This is a genomic window from Parvularculales bacterium (assembly GCA_036881865.1).
In the GTDB taxonomy this organism is placed as follows: domain Bacteria; phylum Pseudomonadota; class Alphaproteobacteria; order JAPOUT01; family JBAJNM01; genus JBAJNM01.
Genome location: JBAJNM010000042.1, coordinates 1 through 16,910, shown reverse-complemented (window position 1 = coordinate 16,910; position 16,910 = coordinate 1). Strand labels below are relative to the sequence as shown.

Sequence of the window (16,910 nt, the reverse complement as noted above, 5' to 3'; positions counted from 1 at the left end):
CGGCAACCGCACCGACGCTCAATACGATATCTCCGGATACTCCGGCTCGACCAAAAAGCTCTGCAATCGGGGAGTGAACAAACCCTGCCGGGCACGCGCCCATATAGGCATGCTCAACACCAATGAGCGTTTGCAAAACACCCTGAGATAAAAATGATGATAAGATCATATTGCCCTTCGTCTTTCTCTAGTCATGCTAACAAAAACATCCAAGAATTAAGTCTTATATCTTTTAAGACCCTGATTCAGCCGATTTTACTAATACATCTTAAATTTATCTATAAAAAAATTTTCAATAGATACCAATAGTTAGATATGTTCTTTTTTTACCATTGTCCAACTAAAAACCACAGATTCTAACGGTATTGCGTTTTGTTGAGCCGCCAGTAGGCTTTTGTACCCTTGAGCGCCCAATTCTCCTGAATAAGATCAAAAGGCGTATTTTCAAATTTGTTTCTCGTTTGCGGGTCGGCTCCATGGTCCAGTAACACTTCCACCACCTCAGGTGATTTGTTCCACTTCGCGGCCAGATGTAGGGGCGTAAAGCCATCCTTATTGCGGGCGTTTATATAAGCACCGTGATTCAGAAGCAGTTTCACCACGGCTGAACCATTAAACCCTGCCGCCCAATGCAAGGGTGTTGAACCATGCCCATCACGGGACGTAATATCCGCTCCATGGTCCAGTAGCAGTTGCACCATCTCTGTTGACGACCACGCTCCTGCCCAATACAAGGGTGTTCTTCCAAGCCCGTTGCGGGACTCTATATCGGCACCATTGTCCAGTAGCACTTCCACCACTGCCGGTGTACTAGCGGTAGCCGCATAATGCAGGGGTGTTTGCCCATCCTTATCACGGGCCTCCATGTCGGCCCCGCCTTCAAGAGCCGCTTCCACATCCGCCATCGTGGCTGTTTTCCAAAAACCCTCGTCAAGTAACACATTGTCTTGTGCTTGAAGAGGGGTGTGAAATTCAGTCAGTAAAAACAGACCGCAAAGAACACCCGATAGCAGTAAGCGCCATCAGGGCTTCTGCGAAGCAGTGATGGTGTTTTTTTTGAGTTTAATCATGTTCGCTCCTCAATAATTTAGATCGGCAAAAAATGTCTAAAAACAGGGTTTTTTACGCAAATTGTGACTTAAATATATAAACCCCTAAAGTAATAACCAATCTAGAGATTAGGTTGATGCGTTAAAGAATGAGTGGGGGAGCAAAATTGTTAAATATTTTTTCATCATCATCAAGAACTTCAAAAACCTCTCTCACATTTGAAAAATAAGACTTTAGCTCGCTTTCTGAGATGGTTATATCATTAAATTTATGAGACAAATCATTTCTTGTTATCCTGAAATCACGTAGACGCCTTTTGCAATCCGACAGGCTTTTACTGTTTGTTTTTTTGTATATAAAGTCTATAAGCCTATCCACTTTAGGTTGTGATGAGTTGTTTCTAAGATAAATTTTAAGTTCATCACCTTTCTCCGGCTTATCATCTTTCCAGGGAAGAAGTGCTTGGCCCGTAGTCTCAAGTGTTTTTTCAAGAATTGACCAAAGAAAAATTGTTGCCGATCCAAACATGACTTTCCCTGCATATTCACTTAACATGCCCATAGTACCTGGAAAACTAAGCATACTTCTTTCTTCTAGATCAAATCTTTCAATGCGGGAGAAATCATTTGACTTTATCCGACTAATTTTTGATTGATTTTCATCATAACTACCAAAAATAGAATTAAGTCGAACATCTAATGCATGATTAGATTCTTGGGAGCGAGCTATTTGATTATTCAATATCACTAACTCCAAATGGGCGTTGACTAGGTAATTTTCATAAACGAAAAACCTCTTACCATCAGGTAGAAATAAGTAGTGATGTGTCTTGTTAAGATCACGCCGAAATTCATCATAGTTTCCAGATAGATGGAAAAGAGCGTAGCGATCTATGTCGATAGGATTAAAGGGCATGTGTTAAATTAATCTTTCTTCAAGCAGTGTATATATTTTAAAAGTTAAAACACAGAGGTAAAGGGTGAGAATACTTAAACATTTGACTGCGAACGAGGTGAAACTATCGCCCATGCCTTTCAAGCGAGAATTATCTATGGAAGCATATTTAGTTGAAAATGAAGATGTGCTGGCATTGGATGATGATGATTTTTCAGATATAAACATAATTCAGGAAGAACTCACCTTAAAAGACGGGCGACCTAGCAAGGATACAGATGGTCGCATAGACATACTGATTACATACTCCGCTGAATATATTGGTGTTGTAGAACTCAAATTGGGAGAATTAGAGGAACGTCATTTGACGCAATTAGAAGATTATCTATCAAAAAAAGAACAAATTCTTCAACAGTATCCAGATATATTAGATTCTAACCTCAAATGGATTGGCATCCTAGTTGGAACGTCAATTAATGCCCAATTAGCAGATAAAATTTCAAAAGGTTATAAAACAGATTCAAATGCGCTGATAGCCGCTTTAATCGTGGAAAGATTTAAAGGCGAAGACGGAAGCATATACGTAACAACCGATACTTATTTTAAGAAATCCACATCATCAAGAGATACAACAAAATATACATATAATGGCAAAAGTCTTAATAAAGGAAAATTAGTTTTGGCGGTGATAAAACAGCATGTTCAAAACAAAGAAAAAATATCCTTTTCTGAATTAGAACAAGATTTTCCTCAAAGGACACAAGGATCTAAAGGTGTTTTTTCAACGCTTGAAAAGGCAAATGAAATTCGCTTAAGAGAAAGGCGTCGTCATTTTTTGAAACCAGAAGAAATAATTAAACTATCTGATTCAACCATTGCTGTTAACAGAAATTGGGATGTAGATAACATAGAGAGGTTTATTGAAAAAGCCAAAATCCATGGTCATAAAATTGATCGTGAAGTTGAATAATCAAACAAACCTGATAACCACTACTTCTTGTTGAAAAGTCTCTATTCTTCCTGCTCTAGTCGTAGATCGTTCAGCGTTTTGCCGTGGTAGCACCAATATGCTGCACCTTGAACAGTATCCCATTCATAGCCCATTTCCTGAACGACAATTAACGCTGCTGCTGACAAAGACATTTCTTCACCACGAAAATTAATTTGGGTTTCATTTACCACTTCACACTCAATGGTCTTGTCTTTTTTAAATTGAAGTTTCGTTTCTGGGTCGATGCCTAACATGCCGAAGTTAAATCGTCCTCGTTTTTTACGAGCTTCTTCTATCGCTTGAGTGTCTTTGGAATCTTGCACAATGGCCTCACGAGGAGTGACATTAACTCCTCCCATAGCTTCGGCAATGCTGAGTAATGATTTAGCTTGGTCAGGAGATATTCTGAAGAACTCACGTTTGTCCCTTACGCGAGAATCATCAAGCCCCCGATGTACTCTCTTTTCTATTGAGTCTACTTCATCTCCAACCTTAACAGCATAAAAGCACTCAAACGGAAGCGGCAGAGCTGTGGTGTCAAGTTCTCTAATCCGATCCTCAAGTCTATCATCACCAGTAACTCCTATTTTAACAAGGCCGGGCATGGCTTCATTGGTCAGTATATAGATAATCATTCATTCATCCTTTGGTTGGTGAGCATTGTATTTAACCATCATACAGTCGTTCTCAAACGAGCTGTCATTAAAATTGTACTCACCTCACGCAGCGCGGGCTATTGACGATAAGTTTTCCGCTATTTCACGAATGGCCGTAAAGCGCTCTTCCGGAGTTTCCCATTTGCCGGGGATAATCAGCCTATGGTCGGCGCGTAATTTAGCGCCCTCCCCTGCCTGAGAAAGCCATGCGACAAGGCCGGCGGGGTTGGCGTAAGAGTCATTATGAAAACCGATGACGACTCCTTTGGGTCCGGCATCAATCTTATCAATGCCTCCCTGACGGCAGATCAGTTTAAGGGTGATGATTTTCAACAAATGTTGCGTTTCTTCGGGAAGCAGGCCGAAGCGGTCAATCATCTCAATTTCAAACTGTTCCAGTTCTTCAAGGCTCTCCAGGCGCACTAGCCGCCGGTACAATGTCATGCGGCTGTTCAAATCGGGAATGTATTGTTCGGGAATTAAAACGGAAACGCCAATATTGATCTGAGGCGACCATGGTTCTTCTGCGGAGAGTTCCCCGCCTTCCTGCAGTGAGGCAATGGCCTGTTCCAGCATTTCCTGATAGAGTTCAACACCCACCTCGCGTATATGGCCGGACTGCGCATCACCCAGAAGATTACCGGCGCCCCGAATATCAAGATCATGGGAGGCCAAATTAAATCCTGCCCCCAGAGAGTCAAACCTCTGCAGGGCCTGCAATCTTTTTTCCGCATTGGCCGACATCAAAGCCTCTACGGGGGCCATGAAATAGGCATAGGCTCTTAATTTAGAGCGCCCTACCCGTCCGCGTAACTGATGCAACTGGCCAAGGCCGAATAAATCGGCGCGGTGCACAATTAACGTGTTCGCCGTGGGGATATCCAGCCCTGATTCAATAATATTGGTGGACAATAAAACATCGCACCGCCCTTCATAAAAAGCGGTCACCCTGTCTTCCAGCATGGCAGGGGTCATCTGCCCGTGGGTGAGGGCCACCTTGACCTCGGGTATGTTTTCCGTGATGAATTTCTCTACATCGGCGAGGTCACGAATGCGGGGGCAAACATAAAAACTCTGCCCGCCGCGGTAATGTTCCCGCAATAAAACCTCGCGGATGGTTACCGGATCAAACGGCGCTATAAAACTGCGCACAGATAATCTGTCAACGGGCGGCTTGCTAATCAGAGACATGTCGCGCACGCCGGATAGCGCCAACTGAAGGGTACGCGGCAAGGGTGTGGCGGTTAGGGTCAATACGTGCACATTGGCGCGCAGGTTTTTTAATTGCTCCTTGTGGCGCACGCCAAAATGCTGCTCCTCATCAATCACCAAAAGATGTAAGGAACGGAATTTGCACTTTTTACTCAGGAGTGCATGGGTTCCGATAATAATATCCACGGTGCCTTTCGCCATATCCTCCTGAGTGCGGGTTCTTTCCTGAAGCGGCACCAGACGGGACAGTTGGCGTATTTCAAAAGGAAAGCCCTGAAACCGCTCGACGAATGTCTGGTAGTGCTGACGGCACAGCAAGGTCGTCGGTGTAATGATCGCGACCTGTCCCCCGCTCATGGCGGCGACAAAAGCCGCCCGCAGTGCGACTTCCGTTTTTCCGAAGCCCACATCCCCGCACACCAGACGGTCCATAGGGCGGCCGGAGCGCATATCCTCCAGCGTTTGCTCCATGGAACGCAACTGATCTTCGGTTTCTTCAAAGGGAAAGCGCGCGCAAAACTCTTCATAGCCCCCATGGTCTTTTTCCAGAACCGGCGCATGCTGAAGAGAACGCGCGGCGGCCACTTTCATTAACTCTTCGGCCATTTCAAGCAGATGTTTCTTAAGGCGTGCCGTACGTGCCTGCCAGCCCACACCTCCCAGACGATCCAGCAACGTATCATCACCCGCAGAGCCATAACGGGATATGAGGTCTATGTTCTCAACCGGCAGATAAAGGCGGTCACCCTCGCGGTAGATAATCAGCAGGCAATCATGAGGCGCACCGGAAACCTCAATGGTGTGCAATCCTTCAAACCGGCCAATGCCATGGTCATTATGAACGACCAGTTCACCCTGAGAGAGCTGGCTCCATTCCTCGATGACATCGCGTCCCTGACGGGAGGATTTTGTTTTGCGGACGAACCTGTCGCCCAGAATGTCCTGCTCGCTCAATACGGCGGTGTCCGGCGTTTCAAAACCTGCCTCAAGGCCCAGCACGATGCAGGATATGGTGTTTTTCGGGGCCTCGAGAACATCCGGCCACGATTCGGCGGCTCTTACGTCAGATACTCCATGGTCTTCCAAAACGGCCATGAACCGCTCGCGTGCCCCAAGGCTCCAGACGGCGATCACGACCCGCTTACCGCCCTCATGTAAGGTTTTAATGTAATCTGTTAGTGCATTAAAAACATTGGTGTTTTTCTGTGCCCTTTCGGCTGCGAACGAGCGCCCTGCCCGACCTCCCATGCTGATGGTCCGGGCGCCTCCGCCACTCCCGGCGATTGTTCCACCCTCTTCTCCGGGCATACCATCGGATGCCGCAAAAGCATTAAAAAAGCGGGTCGGAAACCCTTCCAATCTCTGTTCCCATTCCTCCGGCTTTAAAAACAGACGCTCCGGCGGGAGAGCCTTATAGGCCGGTGTCTTGAGACTTCTGGCTCCTTCTCCTTCGCGGCGGGCCTCATAATGGTCGGCGATCATATCCCAACGGGCGCGGGCCGCCTCCTGGGCGAGATAATCCAGAGAAATCAAACTGTATTCGGGAATATAATCAAACAGAGTCTCTATCTGCTCATAAAACAGTGGCAGCCAATGTTCCATACCCGGATAACGCCGCATTTCACTGACCGCATGATAAAGAGGGTCTTCCCGGGTTACGGCGCCAAAGGCGGTAACGTATCCCGTCCGAAACCGGCTTACGGCCTGCCTGCTCAACAGGACTTCGTTGACGGGTAAAAGGCGTATTTCGCTGATCTGCTCCGTACTGCGCTGGGTGCCCGGGTCAAAACGGCGCAAACTATCCAGCGTAGAGCCGAACAGGTCCAGACGCACCGGCCAATCGGCCCCGGGCGGATATAAATCAATCACCCCTCCCCGTATGGCAAAATCACCGGCTTCGCGAACCGTGTCGGTGCGGATATATCCGTTGGCATCAAGAAACTGCGTCAACAGTTCACTATCAATCTGATTGCCGATGCGCGCCGACCAACTGGCCCCTGTTACCACCGAACGCGGCGGCAACCGCTGCATGACGGCATTCATCGTGGTTAACAAAACCGCGCTTTCATGATTTGCCAGCAGGCCGGAAGCCAGATCATGAAGAGTAGCCATACGCCGCCCGAGAATATCGGAGCGGGGTGATATGCGGTCATAGGGCAGGCAATCCCACGCCGGAAAACGCCAGATTTTAAGATCGGGATTGAAAAAACAAAGCGCCTCCGCCATAGCCGCCGCACGCGGTTCATCTCTGGCAATGTGAACAAGAGTGCGGTCCGTCAGACGTGCCAGATCAGCCAGCACGAGGGCATCCATGCCCTCCGGTGCTTCCGAAAGCACAAGGGGGCCTGCGGTGTCAGCGAGAGTGTTCATCAAACGCAGACGCAGAGGACGTCAAAGAGGCCGGCAGGCTATCCATATCAAGCAATAATGTCATCACCGGGGAGCAATAAGACTCCGGCACCGGATGACAATGCACAAGCCAGTCATAGAGGTCACGTTCCGGTATCTCCAGAATCTCCTCGAACATGGCCAGTTCATCCTCACCGAAACCCGCCAGATAGCGGTCGGCAAAATGAGCCAGGATCATATCCATCTCACGGGTTCCCCGGCGACGGGCACGATAATGAAGTCTGGCGCGCCGGTGCTCCGGTGTCATGGCCTGTTACCCTCCTGAAAAAACACTATACCTTCCTTTATACTCACAAAGTATGATGAGTGAAATGAACCCAGAAACAGCCTAGTGTTATGCGACCGGATATCCTATTTCCCCTGTTTGCCGATGTAAAAACCCTGCCCGGCGTCGGCTCCCGCCTTGCTCCCCTTCTTGCCAAACTGGCGGGCGAGCGGGTTGTGGATTTATGCTGGCATTTACCTTCCGGCTTTGTTGACCGTACACCCCGTGCCTCCCTCGACAGTGCGGAGGATGGTAGCATTATAACGCTGGAGGTGCTGGTCGAACGTCATATTCCGCCGCCCACTAAACGCCTACCCTACCGGGTATCGTGCAGCGATATGGCGGGAGAAACAATAAATCTTACGTTTTTTCGCGCCAATGTGCGTTATCTCAAGGAGGTCCTGCCGGAAGGCGAAAACCGTTTTATCAGTGGCCGCCTTGAGTATTACCGTGACGCTCCCCAGATGAGCCATCCTGATCATATTCTGACGCCGGATGACTTTGGGGACATGGCAGCTACGGAACCTGTTTATCCCCTTACAACGGATCTCACTCCTAAACCCTTAAGGCGCATTATGCGGTCGGCCCTTGAACGTGCGCCGAAATTATCCGAATGGTTGACGCCAGAACGTATGCAACAACACGATTGGCCGGATTGGCAAACCTCTCTTCTGACAGCTCATGCGCCTGATAGTAATGAGGCGCTGGACCCATTAAGTCCGGCGCGGATGCGGCTGGCTTATGACGAATTACTCGCCAACCAGCTCGCTCTGATTCTTGTCAGAAAACGGATGCGGCGACTACCGGGCCGTGCCATGGAGGGCGACAGGCATTTGCGTGACAAGGTTTTAGCCGGATTGCCTTACAAACTCACAGCGGCCCAGCAGCAGGCCATTAAGGAAATCGAAGCCGATATGGCAGCGCCGGTACGTATGTTACGGCTGCTACAGGGAGATGTCGGAAGCGGCAAGACCATTGTGGCCCTCATGGCCATGTTGACCGCCGTTGAGGGAGGTTCTCAGGCGGCCCTTATGGCTCCGACGGAACTTCTGGCCCGTCAGCATCTGTCAACCCTTTCTCCCCTTTGCGAAGCATGTGGTGTGCGCATAGAACTTTTAACGAGTAATGACAAAGGAGCCGCCCGCCGTGCTCTTTTAGATGATCTGGAATGTGGCGATATTGCACTTCTGGTGGGCACTCATGCGCTGTTCCAAAAAGACGTCACCTTTCATAAGCTGGACCTTATTGTGGTAGACGAACAGCACCGCTTTGGTGTGCATCAGCGTATGGAACTCTCCGCCAAGGGTGGCGGTAGTGCCGATGTGCTGATCATGACGGCAACTCCCATTCCCCGCACCCTGACCCTTACCACTTACGGCCACATGGATATATCGCGGCTCATGGAAAAGCCCCCGGGGCGGCAGTCCATTGTCACCCGCGCCGTGCCTTTTGAACGCCTTCCCGACATCACCGAAAAACTGGCTACGGCGCTCAAAAACAATGCCCGCGCCTATTGGGTTTGTCCTGTTGTGGAAGAAAGTGACGAAGCGGACATAACCGCCGCCACGGAGCGCCATGAAATGCTGACTCAACTGTTTGGCGAAGAGCAAGTCGGGTTGGTCCATGGACGTATGAAAGCGGGCGAAAAAGATGCCGTCATGGCAGACTTCAAAGAGGGACGCATTCGCCTTCTTGTGGCCACTACCGTTGTGGAGGTGGGCGTGGACGTTCCGGAGGCCACCATCATGGTTATTGAAAATGCCGAAATGTATGGCCTTGCCCAATGTCATCAGTTACGGGGACGGGTTGGACGGGGAGATACGCCATCATCTTGTCTATTGCTATACGCTCCCCCTTTAAGTGACACGGCGCGCCGGCGATTAGCTATTTTGCGTGAAACGGAGGATGGTTTCCGGATTGCCGAAGAAGATTTACTCCTGCGTGGCGCCGGAGAAGCACTGGGGGTTCGGCAAAGCGGCCTTCCGGCGTTTCGTCTGGCCCTGCTCTCTCATCATGGCACTCTGCTTCAGGAGGCTTATGAGGATGCTACCGCTGCTATAGAAGATAATCCGGCCCTTGAAGGCTCCCAGGGTGAGGCATTGCGCACCTTGCTCTATCTTTTTGAGCGTGACGACGCCATTCGCTATTTGCGTTCCGGTTAACCCCCATCATGAGGCTTTGGGAGGTAATATTTTCTGCACATCCTCCTCGGTCATACCCGGTGTCACAAGCCCTGCCGATACAACCATTTTAGCGGCCTCTTCAACGTTCATATCCAAAATCATGATGTCCTGCGTCGGCACAAACAACAAATAGCCGGATGTAGGATTAGGCGTTGTGGGTAAAAAGACGCTTACCATCTTTTGTCCCGTTTTTTCCTGCACCTCACCTGTGGTCTCCGAGGTCACAAACACAAGTGCATAAAGATCTTTGCGTGGATATTCAATCAATCCTACGCTACTAAAAGAGTCGCCTCTCTGGTTGATGACCGTTTCCAGAATTTGCTTGCTTGCATTATAAACCGTGCGCACGATCGGCATGCGTCCAACCAGAGATTCCCCGTAGCGAATAAGTCCCCGGCCAAAAATATTAGCCGTTAACGCCCCCAATAGCGTCAGGAGTACCAAAGCGATTACAACACCCAGACCGGGGACGGAGAACTGTAAAAATTGTTCCGGATGGTAAGCGACAGGAATCATCCTATCCACAGCATCATCGACCAGTTCAATAACCCAGATGGTAATATAAATTGTAATGAATACGGGAGCCGCAACAACAACGCCCGTTAAAAACCACCGTCGTACCCGTGAAAAAAAACCACGTCCGGAAGAAGATTTGCCTTCAGAGGCTTCCGGCGGCATTGAAAGAGATTGTTTGGTCATGGACTACAAAACTCTGCCTAGATTGAGTTACACAAAATGTCATAGCCCTTTTTTTAATTTGCGCGGGGTCACGCCGGTGTTTTACTCACCGCCGCAACCACACGCATGGGAATTTAATTATTCTGTTTTCCCAAGCAGCTCGTAGTAGGTGGTGTCACTCCCTAAATCAGAGGCACATTCGGCACTACCGATAAAGCAGTTCCATGTATCGCCCGCATTGGCTAACGTTGCAGTTCCAAAAGTCATTACTGCAATAATTGAAAGTGTTGTTAGAATTTTGTTCATTGTTAGATATCCTTGGTGGTTGGAATCAAGTTATATGCCCTTTAACTTCAGCATCCCCCAGATGATGTACCATCAAATGCTATTTCAGTCAATTAAGAGGATACAAAATGGCCGTTTTAGAAGTAACAATAGTTTTACTTTTGTGAACTCCTATCCTGAAGATGATCTGAGCAATGGATAAACCCGAGTTTGAGGACGCACTGTTTTCTGCCCTGATCCGGCAGGTTCCTGATGCTCTGCACCTTGATAATGTGCGGCGGCTTTCCGGTGGTGCCAGCAAAGAAAGCTGGGTTTTTAATGCCGTGACTCCAACGCAGACTATTCCTCAGGTCTTGCGCCGAGATATCGGTGGGGAGACCCTGCCGGAAGAGTCCGTCAATTTGAGCATGGCGGCCGAAGCCAAACTCCTCGGCGACGCTCATCAGGCCGGTGTGCCCGTCCCTGCCGTACAGTTTGTGCTTCAGGAGAGTGACGGTTTAGGGAATGGATTCGTTATGGAATATATGGAAGGTGAAACCATCGCACGGAAAATCCTCCGTGATAAAGATTTCGATAACATCCGCTCTCAACTGGCGCGTCAATGCGGAACCGTGCTTGCCAAAATACACGCCATACCGCTTGAACATGATAATCCGCCCTTACGCCTGTCTCTTGCCGATAGCGAAATTGAGCGCTACGAAACCGTCTACCATCATCATGGCCATCCTCACCCCGTATTTGAATTGGCGATTTCATGGTTACGGCAACACAAACCATCACCGGACCCTGAAGCATGTCTTGTCCATGGTGATTTTCGCAATGGCAACTTTATTGTATCTCCCGATGATGGCCTGCAAGCCGTTTTAGATTGGGAGTTGGCTCACCGGGGAGACCCTATGGAGGATATGGGCTGGATTTGTGTGAATTCATGGCGCTTTGGTCATATTGATGCACCGGTTGGCGGCTTTGGAATGCGCGAAGATTTTATTGACGGCTATGAGTCAGAAAGCGGCCAAAGGGTAGATAGGGAGCGCATGCATTTCTGGGAAGTTCTGGGCACTCTCAAATGGGGTATTATGTGCCTTATCATGGTTGAAACATTCAAAAGCGGACGCGATACATCCGTTGAGCGGGCCGCCAGCGGACGGCGGGCCTCGGAAACGGAACTTGACCTTCTAGCACTCCTGACGGAGCAATAAACGAGAATAATCAATGCAAGACCAACCTTCTCTCATCGAACTGGTCAACGCCGTTCAAACCTTTCTACGGTCTGACGCAGCGCCTGCGCTTTCCGGCCAAAAAGCCTTTCATGCTCTTGTCGCCGCCAATGTGTTAGCCATCGTTGAGCGGGAACTCAGCCTCGCCCCTCAGGGGGACGAGCAGGAACTCGCCCGCCTTAAAGCGCTACTCAATATGGATGGCGATCTTTTATCTCTTAACAAGGAACTATGCCAACGCATTGCGGACGGGCGCCTGACAATGGAAACGCCCGGGCTGATAGAGCACCTCCAACGCACAACGGAAACCAAAGTGGCCATAGATCAACCCCGCTACTCCCGCTACAAACGTATTCTTGAGAAGCAAAACGGCCGGGATTAGAAATTCCACACGTCAGGACAATCAACCCCCCGCATATTTGGTTCTAAAGCACCGCTTTGCCATAGTTTGGGCCTGAGATATTTCCGACGGAGAAAGATATTTTTCAGAAAGATCCAGACCTCTGGTGGCTTTGTCTTTGGCTTCTCCATCAAATGCATTCCGGTAAGCAAGATAAGCCCACATATACGCCTTCACATAATCCTGCTGAACACCGCGGCCATGATAATAAAGCCTTCCAAGGTTGTTTTGTGCATCTCCGTCGCCCTGATAAGCCGCAAGCCGGTATAATCGTGCTGCCTCATCATAATCCTGTGAGACACCTTCTCCGAATTCATACATCCATCCGAGATTGAATTGTCCGACAACATTGCCCTGATCGGCCGCAAGGCGATGCCATTTAGCCGCTTCGGTATTGCTACGCTCTACGCCTTTTCCTTTTTGATACATGGCACCAAGAAAGGCCTGAGCCTCGGCATATCCCTGATCCGCAGCCTTGGAAAACCACTCTGCTGCAGTTTTATTATCGGCCGTTACGCCCTCGCCATAATAATACATCTCCCCAAGGTAATGCTGGGCTTTTGTATGCCCCTTTTCAGCCAGACACTGCAGTTCGGTAACCGCCTTTTTATAATTACCAAAAGCGTAAGCCTGTTGCGCTTTCTCATAATCACAGGCTGAGGCTACGCCTGCGGAGAAAAACAATACCAAAGATGAAATCAGGATAAATCTCATCCGCACCCCCTCACTCCCGCTAGGAATATATTCCTGAGAAGTAAAACGGCCGGGATTAAACGCCGGTCAAGCCGTTCGGGCTGATGTCTGATCAAGCGTTATGAGCACCGATGATGGCCACGGAGCATACATTCTGAGACGGAGCACCCCCCAGATTATGCGTCAAACCAATTTTGGGGTCTGATAATTGCCGCTCTCCGGCCCGTCCCTGCAGTTGTAGATACATTTCATACAACATACGCAGACCGGATGCTCCGATGGGATGACCAAAACATTTTAGCCCGCCATCAATCTGACACGGTACCTCGCCATCGGCATCGTAAAAACCATCCATGACGTCTTTAATGGCCCCGCCTTCAGGAGAGATGAACAAATCCTCCATGGTGACCAGTTCCGTTATGGAAAAACAGTCATGCACTTCCATCATGCTGACTTCTTCGCGCGGCTTTTCAATTCCCGCCTCGGCGTACGCTTTCTTGGCAGCAATACGCGCCGTATGGAAATAACTACCGTCCCACGAATTATGTTGAGACTCCAGACCATTGGACAAGGCCAGCTGCAATGCTTTTACGGTGATGACATCCGTCTTGCCAAGCGTCTTTGCAATCTCCGGTGTTGTCACGATGGCTGCTGCCGCCCCATCGGAAACGCCACAACAATCAAATAACCCGAGAGGCTCTGCAATCATGGGTGCATTCATGACCTGTTCTTCGCTTACTGCTTTTTGCAAATGGGCTTTTTTATTTTTGGCACCATTGGCATGGCTCTTGACGGAGACATGAGCGATGGCCTGTTTCAGATCTTCTTTGCCAACGCCATGTTTGGCCCGGTAGGCTGAAGCCAACTGGGCAAAATTGCCCGGAGCCGACCCTGACGGAGACCATTGCGGCGAGAGGGTTCCCATGCTGCCCGTCGGCAGGCCGCCGTATCCCGTATCTTTTAATTTCTCGACGCCTACGGCCAGTGCGATATCTGCCGCATCGGCGGCAACCGCATAGACCGCTCCCCGAAACGCCTCGGAACCGCTCGCGCAGAAATTCTCTACCCGTGTAACGGCAATATTCGGCAACCGAAGTGCAACGGAAAGAGGCGTTCCTCCCTTACCCGTCCCCACTTCGTCGACATGGGTTGAAAACCAGGCGGCATCCAGCTGGGAGGTTTCAATGCCTGCATCCTTCATTGCTTCCAGATAGGCTTCTACCATTAACTCTTCGGGGCCTGACTCCCAGCGCTCACCGAACTTGCTACATCCCATCCCCAGAATGGCGACTTTGTCTTTAATTCCTGATGCCATTTTTTATCTCCTGCCAGAATTATGCCGGAATCCAGACTCAATAATACTGCTCCCCTCACTCACATGACAAGGTTTTTTGAACACGTTTTTGTCTGATTTTTTGGGAGTTATGCACTTAAGTTGGCTTTGTTATGGCTGATTAGAGCACAAAACAGGCAAAAATCTCCGCCTCCGGCCTCACCATGACTACTCAATCAGATCAATCAGAAATCGCAATCCTGCTCTTTTATTAAGCGATCCTTTATACGACCACGCTTTCCATAGGTAGAAGGTAGCGCAATCTCTCCGGTTCCGGTTGCGGTTTCAATCAGGTTCAGACTCAACCAAAGCGGAAAAAACATAATGCCGGCGGCACCCCATCTTACATTTTCCGCTTTGGCAGGATATTCTTCCCCGACCGGAGTATTTATGCCGCCCCGCATCTTGAAGAGTACAAACTCAACCTCTTCACATACGGGTTTTCCGGCGTTGAGTTGTCTTTTATAGAAAGGGTTGCCTTTTCCACCGCCACAAGCGGTAAGAGACAAAGAAAATAATAACGCTGCTATAAGTACAAAATGTTTCATTTTGACTTCCGGCATCACCGTAGATGCTCCTATCAGGAAGATTCGTCTATCCGGCGATAGTTCCATTAAACGCTATTTCAGTCAATTCTTTGAAGGCCTTGTAACAATCATTTGAAGCCTTGTGAGATTCCTGTAACTCCTGGCATAGCGGGGGTTTAGGCTGATTGAGCGCTATGACCTATGAGCCCCTTTCCTTACCCCAGTTCCATACCCGCTATGGCGTGAAGACGGGGAGAAATTTGTGGTACCTTGCCGCGATACATCCGGGCGGCCACAAAAGTTTCACTGAAACCTTTACCGGTCAGGGTCTTTATCATCGCCGTATTCTCTTCGGGCACATCTATAATCACCGGATCTGACGGCATCAAATCAAGGCACGCCTCCACCAGCATCATGGCCTTATTGACATCATCACAAATCACCGGGCCGATCTTAACCCCATTTTGACAGGCGCGGATTGTGGCAAAGCCTGATCCATCATCAAACATTACGGTTTTACGGTCCGGCGTCGAGGCCGTCCACACCTGAACAAAAACTGACCGCCGGACACCATTCGCAGCGGCATCCATTTCTATCAGATCATCTATGTCATCGTCACCGGCAAGACGAATATCAGGATGGCCCCGCCCCGCAAGTTGGCCTTCATAACGGCAGCTATCCATGACCTTCACAAAACCGCTTTTGACGTAATTGGCCTCCTGTTCCCGGACACCGTCCAGGCCGATGTCACGTGTGCCGGCCCACTTGATTGCATGGTTCCAGAGCGCCATCCCGATGCCCTTCCCCCGGTAATCAGGCCGGCAGATATAAAAGCCCATATAGGCAAAAGTGTCATTGTGATTAACGACAGAAATAGAGGCGATAACTTCACCTTTATGCTTCGCCACGTAGAAACCTTTAGGGTCCGTTGCCCTGAATATAATCGCATCGTCCTTTCCGGGATTCCAGCCTTCTGCCCTTGAAAACTCCACGATGGTTTTCATGTCATCGGCAGAAGCGGTGTTCATGGTCACATCGTCAAGATCATGCAGCATTGATATGCTCCTTCATGTGGGCGGGCCGGGTGTTTTTGGGACATAGATCTGAGATGTATTTGCACTTAGTACACCTAAACCAGCCTATATTTTCCCTCACTTTCTTACAGGCACGGCCTTCCAGAAATAACGCCGAAATCCGCGCTGCTTGTCAAAGTCCTTAATTCTGAACACCAGCCGCACCGGCATGCCCGAATCCACCTCCCCCGGTGCAACATCGGTGAAATCCATCATAATCCGGCCCCCTTCATCAAAGACCACCATGCCGTAATGGTTAGGCGGAGAAAGAGAGAAAGATAAATAATCCGCCGACCATGATAAAACACTCGCCTTGCGCTCGGCGAACTTATAAGGCTCTTGCGTATCTACCGTATTATTATTGGGATTGACGGAAATCCGCGTTCGGGGAAACTGCACAACGCCCGTCTCCTTACAACGACCACCGACCAGACCCATAATCATATCGTCATTGCGGTAAAGAGTCGTCAGGGCCGTTTTTTTGTCCTGCTCGCCGCGCATGCCCCTCTCCCATTCAATCAGATCATTGAACGTTAGGAACTTCAGATAATTTGTCTCTTCCACACCGCTCTCCAGAGCACCTGTGATACCGCGTCTGTTGGCAGTAGCGGCCGGCAGATGTTCGGTCGTTTCAAACAGGAGGGCATCGCATCCGCCGCCAAATTGGGTGAGCAATATTTTCTGCCCGGGTTTGGCCTCCTGAAGCGCATGGACCAGCATCGCAAGACCATGAGCGCACCCCATCTCACCCAATGTTACACTTAATGTATCACGTACGCTTTCAGGCTTAATACCGCAGGAAGTCGAGAGTTTTTCACCAAGCCGTGGAAACAGGCACGGCAAAATGAAAATATCAATATCTTCTCCCTTAACGCCCGTTTTTTCCAGAACGCCCTTAATGGCCTCCGGCACAATTTTGCTGAATCCTTCATCGCGAATCCAGCGTTCCTCCCAGTTATAATCAAACTCTTCACCCGCGCCCCGAAAGTGATCCACAAAATCAACCCTTAATGAATAACTCCCCAGAAACCGCGCTGCAACCCT

The 16,910-nt window shown here is 49.3% G+C and carries 16 protein-coding genes; 4 read left to right on the top strand and 12 right to left on the bottom strand.

What is annotated here, in order from left to right:
• Positions 1 to 356: 356 nt before the first annotated feature.
• Together V6Z81_08540 and V6Z81_08535 are read right to left on the bottom strand one after the other, a co-directional pair.
• Positions 357 to 905: an ankyrin repeat domain-containing protein gene (locus V6Z81_08540; GenBank protein MEG9862511.1), complete on the bottom strand. Its 549-nt coding sequence runs from the start codon at positions 903 to 905 to the stop codon at positions 357 to 359.
• A gap of 286 nt (positions 906 to 1,191) precedes the next feature.
• Entirely contained in the window at positions 1,192 to 1,965 is a 774-nt protein-coding gene (locus V6Z81_08535) for a hypothetical protein (GenBank protein MEG9862510.1), read from the bottom strand.
• Positions 1,966 to 2,077: 112 nt separating this feature from the next.
• Here V6Z81_08535 and V6Z81_08530 point away from each other — a divergent pair, with 112 nt between their 5' ends.
• Entirely contained in the window at positions 2,078 to 2,914 is an 837-nt protein-coding gene (locus V6Z81_08530) for a hypothetical protein (protein ID MEG9862509.1), read from the top strand.
• Positions 2,915 to 2,955: 41 nt separating this feature from the next.
• On the opposite strand, the gene V6Z81_08525 is transcribed toward V6Z81_08530, so the two are convergent.
• From V6Z81_08525 to V6Z81_08515, 3 genes are all read right to left on the bottom strand, one after another.
• Positions 2,956 to 3,570, bottom strand: a complete 615-nt coding sequence (locus tag V6Z81_08525; protein MEG9862508.1) for a GIY-YIG nuclease family protein — start codon at positions 3,568 to 3,570, stop codon at positions 2,956 to 2,958.
• An 84-nt stretch (positions 3,571 to 3,654) separates the two neighbouring features.
• Entirely contained in the window at positions 3,655 to 7,173 is a 3,519-nt protein-coding gene (gene mfd / locus V6Z81_08520) for a transcription-repair coupling factor (protein ID MEG9862507.1), read from the bottom strand.
• Positions 7,157 to 7,459, bottom strand: coding sequence for a succinate dehydrogenase assembly factor 2 (locus tag V6Z81_08515; protein MEG9862506.1), 303 nt, complete (start codon positions 7,457 to 7,459; stop codon positions 7,157 to 7,159). The genes mfd and V6Z81_08515 overlap by 17 nt, the downstream gene beginning before the upstream one ends.
• Positions 7,460 to 7,548: 89 nt before the next feature.
• On the opposite strand from V6Z81_08515, the gene recG reads away from it, so the two are divergent.
• The gene (recG, locus tag V6Z81_08510) at positions 7,549 to 9,639 is read left to right on the top strand and encodes an ATP-dependent DNA helicase RecG (GenBank protein ID MEG9862505.1); all 2,091 of its coding nucleotides are present in this window, start codon (positions 7,549 to 7,551) and stop codon (positions 9,637 to 9,639) included.
• 6 nt (positions 9,640 to 9,645) lie between these two features.
• Here recG and V6Z81_08505 read toward each other — a convergent pair whose 3' ends face one another.
• Positions 9,646 to 10,359: a DUF502 domain-containing protein gene (locus V6Z81_08505; GenBank protein MEG9862504.1), complete on the bottom strand. Its 714-nt coding sequence runs from the start codon at positions 10,357 to 10,359 to the stop codon at positions 9,646 to 9,648.
• A 117-nt stretch (positions 10,360 to 10,476) separates the two neighbouring features.
• Positions 10,477 to 10,644 carry a hypothetical protein gene (locus V6Z81_08500; protein ID MEG9862503.1) on the bottom strand — a complete coding sequence of 56 codons (168 nt, stop codon included), beginning with the start codon at positions 10,642 to 10,644 and terminating at the stop codon, positions 10,477 to 10,479.
• Positions 10,645 to 10,817: 173 nt separating this feature from the next.
• Here V6Z81_08500 and V6Z81_08495 point away from each other — a divergent pair, with 173 nt between their 5' ends.
• Positions 10,818 to 11,822: a phosphotransferase family protein gene (locus V6Z81_08495; protein ID MEG9862502.1), complete on the top strand. Its 1,005-nt coding sequence runs from the start codon at positions 10,818 to 10,820 to the stop codon at positions 11,820 to 11,822.
• A 13-nt stretch (positions 11,823 to 11,835) separates the two neighbouring features.
• Entirely contained in the window at positions 11,836 to 12,222 is a 387-nt protein-coding gene (locus V6Z81_08490; GenBank protein ID MEG9862501.1) for a DUF6285 domain-containing protein, read from the top strand.
• 21 nt (positions 12,223 to 12,243) lie between these two features.
• Here the strand turns inward: V6Z81_08490 and V6Z81_08485 are convergent, their stop codons facing one another.
• From V6Z81_08485 to V6Z81_08465, 5 genes are all read right to left on the bottom strand, one after another.
• Positions 12,244 to 12,954, bottom strand: coding sequence for a tetratricopeptide repeat protein (locus V6Z81_08485; GenBank protein ID MEG9862500.1), 711 nt, complete (start codon positions 12,952 to 12,954; stop codon positions 12,244 to 12,246).
• Positions 12,955 to 13,045: 91 nt separating this feature from the next.
• On the bottom strand, positions 13,046 to 14,248 hold the full coding sequence (locus V6Z81_08480; GenBank protein MEG9862499.1) for an acetyl-CoA acetyltransferase: 1,203 nt from the start codon (positions 14,246 to 14,248) through the stop codon (positions 13,046 to 13,048).
• 203 nt (positions 14,249 to 14,451) lie between these two features.
• Positions 14,452 to 14,814, bottom strand: a complete 363-nt coding sequence (locus V6Z81_08475) for a hypothetical protein (protein MEG9862498.1) — start codon at positions 14,812 to 14,814, stop codon at positions 14,452 to 14,454.
• Positions 14,815 to 15,008: 194 nt separating this feature from the next.
• On the bottom strand, positions 15,009 to 15,848 hold the full coding sequence (locus V6Z81_08470; GenBank protein ID MEG9862497.1) for a GNAT family N-acetyltransferase: 840 nt from the start codon (positions 15,846 to 15,848) through the stop codon (positions 15,009 to 15,011).
• 96 nt (positions 15,849 to 15,944) lie between these two features.
• The coding region (locus tag V6Z81_08465) for an OB-fold domain-containing protein (GenBank protein ID MEG9862496.1) at positions 15,945 to 16,910 on the bottom strand (966 nt) is incomplete at its 5' end.

Excerpts from the sequence above, each read along its gene's own strand:
- V6Z81_08495 (MEG9862502.1), top strand. The coding sequence starts at position 10,818 with ATGGATAAACCCGAGTTTGAGGACGCACTGTTTTCTGCCCTGATCCGG.
- V6Z81_08515 (MEG9862506.1), bottom strand. The coding sequence starts at position 7,459 with ATGACACCGGAGCACCGGCGCGCCAGACTTCATTATCGTGCCCGTCGC.
- V6Z81_08480 (MEG9862499.1), bottom strand. The coding sequence starts at position 14,248 with ATGGCATCAGGAATTAAAGACAAAGTCGCCATTCTGGGGATGGGATGT.
- V6Z81_08535 (MEG9862510.1), bottom strand. The coding sequence starts at position 1,965 with ATGCCCTTTAATCCTATCGACATAGATCGCTACGCTCTTTTCCATCTA.
- V6Z81_08475 (MEG9862498.1), bottom strand. The coding sequence starts at position 14,814 with ATGAAACATTTTGTACTTATAGCAGCGTTATTATTTTCTTTGTCTCTT.
- V6Z81_08530 (MEG9862509.1), top strand. The coding sequence starts at position 2,078 with ATGCCTTTCAAGCGAGAATTATCTATGGAAGCATATTTAGTTGAAAAT.
- V6Z81_08540 (MEG9862511.1), bottom strand. The coding sequence starts at position 905 with ATGGCGGATGTGGAAGCGGCTCTTGAAGGCGGGGCCGACATGGAGGCC.
- V6Z81_08505 (MEG9862504.1), bottom strand. The coding sequence starts at position 10,359 with ATGACCAAACAATCTCTTTCAATGCCGCCGGAAGCCTCTGAAGGCAAA.
- V6Z81_08500 (MEG9862503.1), bottom strand. The coding sequence starts at position 10,644 with ATGAACAAAATTCTAACAACACTTTCAATTATTGCAGTAATGACTTTT.
- V6Z81_08470 (MEG9862497.1), bottom strand. The coding sequence starts at position 15,848 with ATGCTGCATGATCTTGACGATGTGACCATGAACACCGCTTCTGCCGAT.
- recG (MEG9862505.1), top strand. The coding sequence starts at position 7,549 with ATGCGACCGGATATCCTATTTCCCCTGTTTGCCGATGTAAAAACCCTG.
- V6Z81_08490 (MEG9862501.1), top strand. The coding sequence starts at position 11,836 with ATGCAAGACCAACCTTCTCTCATCGAACTGGTCAACGCCGTTCAAACC.
- mfd (MEG9862507.1), bottom strand. The coding sequence starts at position 7,173 with ATGAACACTCTCGCTGACACCGCAGGCCCCCTTGTGCTTTCGGAAGCA.
- V6Z81_08485 (MEG9862500.1), bottom strand. The coding sequence starts at position 12,954 with ATGAGATTTATCCTGATTTCATCTTTGGTATTGTTTTTCTCCGCAGGC.
- V6Z81_08525 (MEG9862508.1), bottom strand. The coding sequence starts at position 3,570 with ATGATTATCTATATACTGACCAATGAAGCCATGCCCGGCCTTGTTAAA.